General features: G+C 33.7%; 1 protein-coding gene and 1 pseudogene. Both read right to left on the bottom strand.

Annotated elements, in window-relative coordinates:
* Positions 1-4,530: alpha-N-acetylglucosaminidase TIM-barrel domain-containing protein (locus BR82_RS0114200; protein ID WP_034865213.1), on the bottom strand; the 4,530-nt coding region annotated here is incomplete at its 3' end.
* Positions 4,531-4,778: 248 nt separating this feature from the next.
* Positions 4,779-5,393: pseudogene (locus BR82_RS0114205) on the bottom strand (FIVAR domain-containing protein); the annotation flags it as partial.

The raw sequence follows: 5,393 nt of genomic DNA on the forward strand, positions 1-5,393 counted from the left end.
TGATGTATCGATCGTTGTTTGATCAGCGCTAGAATCAGCTAAAATACCTTCAGCTTCAGCTAATGCTGCTTCAAATTCATTAACGACTGCTGGTACGACATTTTCTAATGCACCTTTAGTTTTTAAAGTATTTGCGGTATCGACAGCTATTTGTAAAGCAACTTTATTTGTTTCTACTTCAATAGGTTTTCTAACTAAAGTTTCTATTGCTGTATTCAACTCTGTTACTGCTGCATCAACTTCTTCTTGTGTTGCATCTTCTTTAGCAATTAATGCTTCAGCCTGTGTTAATGCATCTGCAAGTACTGTCCAGCTATCAACTGTATAATCACTTTCATTTAATGCTTCTGCAGCGGCAATTGTTTCAACAAGTACTGCTTTATCAACTTCAGGTTGTAATTGAGGTGCTGTTAAACGAATTTCAGCTCCGGAAGCATAATTTTTACTAGCAGTATCTGTAACTGACGCTGTTGCTTTTAAACGAACATCTGTTACATTATCTTCAGCATCAAACTGTACAGCTTTCCATGCTGAGGAATTTGCCCATGTTCCACTAGAGACTTGATGATATGTTTCACCATTGTCCTGACTTACCTCAATAATATAACCTGTAATTATACCATTACTTCCATTTTGACGAGGTAAATAACGTAAACCATCTACTGTTGATGGTTTAGATAAATGAATATTTACCCAAAGATTATCGCGATCTGTTCCACTCCATACTGAATGCCAAATCGTAGATGTATTTTCATCTATCATATTTGAAGCTGGTCCTTCTGAACCGCTTGTCGCTTGTTCACTACCACTTGTTACTGTCATTAAATCAGTCGCTAGATCTTTAGAACCATCGGCTGCCGGATCTTTTGGTACCTGACTTACAATATAATTATTTAATACATCTTCACCTAATTCTCTTAAATCTAATCCATTAGACTCAGTTGGATATAAATTATTTTCATTTACCCATTGCCATTCTATTGCAAACCATTCTGCACTTGAATAATTTTTACCAGTTTCTCCCATTAATTCTTTAGTGCGTTCTGCAATCCATAATTCCCAACGTGGTTTATAATAATCTTTAGTTAATCCTGACCATTGACGATTAGAATAATCATGTAATCCACCAGAATTTGCCTGATTGATACTTCCCCATGTTGTAATTAATGAACGAGCATTAAATTCATATAATTCCTTAGTAAATTCATCAGCATTATCAGCCAATCCTTTAGCTTGTTCGATCCATCTACCTACTAAGAAATATTCTTGAGTTCCTGTTACTTTATCTACCATATCAATAAGATCCAGAAATTTAGCTGAAATTGTTGTAAACTGCTCTAAATCTCCAGCTTCATAAGCTCTAACCATAGCTTTTTGATATTCTTGTGCTGAATTAGATAAAACTTGTTCTAAAACATTAGCAACATCATATAAATATCCATCACTATCTTTTAATAAATCGTAATCTTCTAATAATAAACCTGCCGCTTTTTCTAGATCTTCTTTATCATAATCAATAACTGCATTTCCCCACGTAGAAGCAGCACTAATATTAGTTGCTGGACGTGCATTAATAACAGACTCTGGAGCCCCTTGTCCTTTCATATTCAATGATGGATTGTAAACTGTTTCATTTAAAATCAACATTGCCTGATAAGCACTTTCACTTTCAGCACCATAACGTCGTGTTGTATAATCTTTAAACCATGTATCCAAATCAATTGCTTCAACGTTATCTCCATCTTCTGACCAAATTGTTTCAAAAAACAAATCATATAAAACAGGATTATTAACAGATGCTTCTGGAGTGATTCCAATTCCCTTCATATATGTAGCACTATTAATTGCCCTAGGAACTTCATTCACAAAATTTTCAATATGACCATGTAATCCTAATCTTCCTCCAAAATTGTTTAACATACAATAAACCCAAGGAGTATCAGTAAATTCACGGGTTCCATTAAAGCTTTCCCAACGTGGCGATTTTTCAGCGTATAAATCTAAAATCAAGACATGATCTTTATTTGGTGCAACCCCTTGAAGTAATCCTGTAGTTGGATTAGATCCCCATGATTGAATAACCCAAACAGCATTTTTGTCTGCTGTCATCATTTCATCTAAAACATTTGCTCCAACAACATTAGCACTTACACCACCAGGATTTCCACCTTCATGATATGGGTCTGTAGCATAAAAATCAGTTACATCTCCAAATACATCTTTTTGAATCTTATAAAATAACCTTGCATAATCACGGAATGATTGAGATGTCGCATTTAGCATGCTTGGTCTAGTAAATGAACACCATGATCCCTGACCAATGACACTTCCTTTAGTAGAAGGATCTTTTGTCTCAATATCAACTGGTACCATACCACTATATCCTTGAAGAATTGGCTGCATCCCTAATTTACGCATTGATAATTGATTACTTCTTGCCAATTCTGTACGATCTACAAACCAGCTATCATGAACTGGTCCACCATAACCAGCCATATTTGCCATATATGACCACGCATAATAAGCAGGTCCTGAAATATAATCTTTTGCTTCTTGAGCAGTATATCCAACTTCTTGTAAGAAACGACGCCATACCTCTTCTTGAGCAGTTGCATCTAATACTGCATTTACACCATTAAGTGCTAACCAGTCTAGTTCATTACGCCATTCTTCTTCACCCCAAAAGGCCATAGAATAAGAAAGCGTGCAATAGTTATAAGCATAACGAACTGATAATTTAGTCTCACGTGTAATTGTTTCACCGTTTAATGAAACAATTTCAGCAGGCATTTTTACCTGATTACCTACTTGTGAAATATGCACATTTAAATAATATTTTAAATAATGATTTAATCCGGTTGCTAAAGATACACCATCATTACCTTCAATATGAATCTTACCATTACTTTCACTTAAAGTATAATAATCATATCCATTTCCATTTGGATTTGTTCCTAATGAAAAATCAAACCAGTCAACATACTGTTCACCTAATTGACGAGATATGATTCCTTGCACTTCTTCAATCGTCATTTCATCAGTAATCTCTACATCATATTTACTACCTTCAAAATTTCCCACTTGTACAACAGGCGTTTCTTGAACTTGAGTACCACTTGCTTCACCTAAAACACGAACCTCGTTGATAATTGCATTACTTCCTGAAGATTGATAATTTATATATACACGAATAATTCGAGCTTCTACATCAACCTCATAACGATCTCCCTCAGCAGGAGTACTTTCAGTGTCTGTTTTACTTAATAGTTTTGTAAAATCACGACCATCCATACTCGTATAGATATCATATTGTGAATATCCAGAAGTCGGTAAATACACTTCAATATCAGAAATATTGTAATTTTCTTCTAAATCAATATCTACATATCCTGGATAATAAGCACCACTCCATGAACTAGCAACATTACCATCAGTAATTTTACTGCTTGCATCATTATTTGTATTTGTATGTGTAGGTTTTTGCCATGCAAGATTATCTGGATCTTGAACAGCTACTTCTTTACCAAAAATCTTTAATTCTGCAATTGCTGGCCATGGGTCACCACCAGTACTTGTAATAGATTCGATAACAATTTTAAATTTACTATATTTAACAGTTGCTCCATCAACACCTAAAAGATACTCATTAACACTGTTATCAGTACGATTTGCAGTTGCACTTGCTACTAATTTCGTCCAATCAGTATCAGCTGTTTTCATCCCATAAATACTATAAGTAAATTCAAAATTATTTGTATCATTAGTTAAATTTTCAAAAGCAATTTCTAAAGATGCAATATCCATATCTCTACCAAGATCAGCTTGTACCCAAGCTTCTCCTTGAATAGAAGACATTCCACCATTATAGAAAACATATAAACTGCTATAATTTCCATCTATTAAATTAGAAGCATTTCCCGCTCCATTACCACATGATGTAATTACAGCATTAGAAGCTAAATTTGAAAGATCACTTTCTTGACCATCATCAGCTACATAAATTCCCATTTCAGCTATTTGAGGCCAAAATCCAGCTTGACTATCTCCATTTTTTGGATTAGCCATAGTTACTAATGCATGAGAAATATTTATAGGCTCATCAAATTCAAATACAAATGCATCTTTTAACATATGCCCTTCGACTTCTTTTGCAATAAGTTCATCTGTTACAGAATTGACATAGTATCCCAATTTTACATCCATATTCCAATTTTCTTGAGACGAATTTTCAATTTTAAAACGAATTTCAATTTTTTCTACAGGCTTAGTATTATCTGCTGGTAACTTAAAAGTAACAGTTGCCGGCCAGCCTGCCGTACTTGAAGGACACCAGATTGTTTGTGTATTTCCATCAAACATGTTTGGAATAGCACTTTCATTTTGCGGAACTGTTACATCACAAAGTTCTGCAATGTTGATCAAATCATCTGCCCCAGCAGCATTAAGCTTAGTTCCATTTACTGATACAAAAGATAAAGTCATAAATAATGATAAAAAAACAATAAACCCTTTGTATATAAACTTCTTCATTTTCCCTTCTCCTTTCACATATTTTTAAATTATTACAATTCTATTCAATTTCCATCTTTACCCTAACAACTTTCACCTTCTTTCAACTAACTAATAATCATTAATAATATTCAATAAATATTATAATCATCATATAGATATTCTTATATATTATACCATAGAAATTTTAGTAAAATTATATAATTACTAGTAAAATTATATACTTAAAAAGTGTGCAGCAGTTTTCTGCTTGCACACTCAACATTTTATTAACCTTCTTTTTTTCTAAATAAATTCAATCCTACCGCACTTAAACCTAACAAGCTTACAAAAATTCCTATCAGATCATTATCACCAGTTTTAATACTAACTGTTGCAGCGTCTGAATTACTTATTTCCAATCCCGCCATTGCTTTTGCTAAAACATCTTTAGCATTATCGACTTCTGCCTGACTTGCTTCAGGATCATCTAATACTGCCTTTGCTTCATTTAACGCTTCCATCATTACATTCCATGTCTTTGCACTATAATTTGTGGCATTTAGTCCATTTGCTTTATTAATTAAGTCTTGTAATAGATCCTTATTTGGAATCAATCTTAAGTCTAAGTATGCTCTTATTAATTCTGCATATGCATTATCGACTGCTTCTTGGGTTGCATCTGGATCATCTAATACTGCTTTGGCATTTGCCATTGGTTCATCTAATCCAGCGACACTTCCTTCTGTATATAGACTCTTATCTAAGCCATTTACCATGTCATATGCTTCTTGTAATCTTGTCTTATCAGCTCTTAAGACTAAGTTTCCAATAGCATTAGTTAAGTTATTTAACGCTTCTGTTACATCACTTTCTAATGCATTTTCATCATTCATGACTTCAGT

Source organism: Thomasclavelia saccharogumia DSM 17460 (assembly GCF_000686665.1).
GTDB lineage: Bacteria > Bacillota_I > Bacilli_A > Erysipelotrichales > Coprobacillaceae > Thomasclavelia > Thomasclavelia saccharogumia.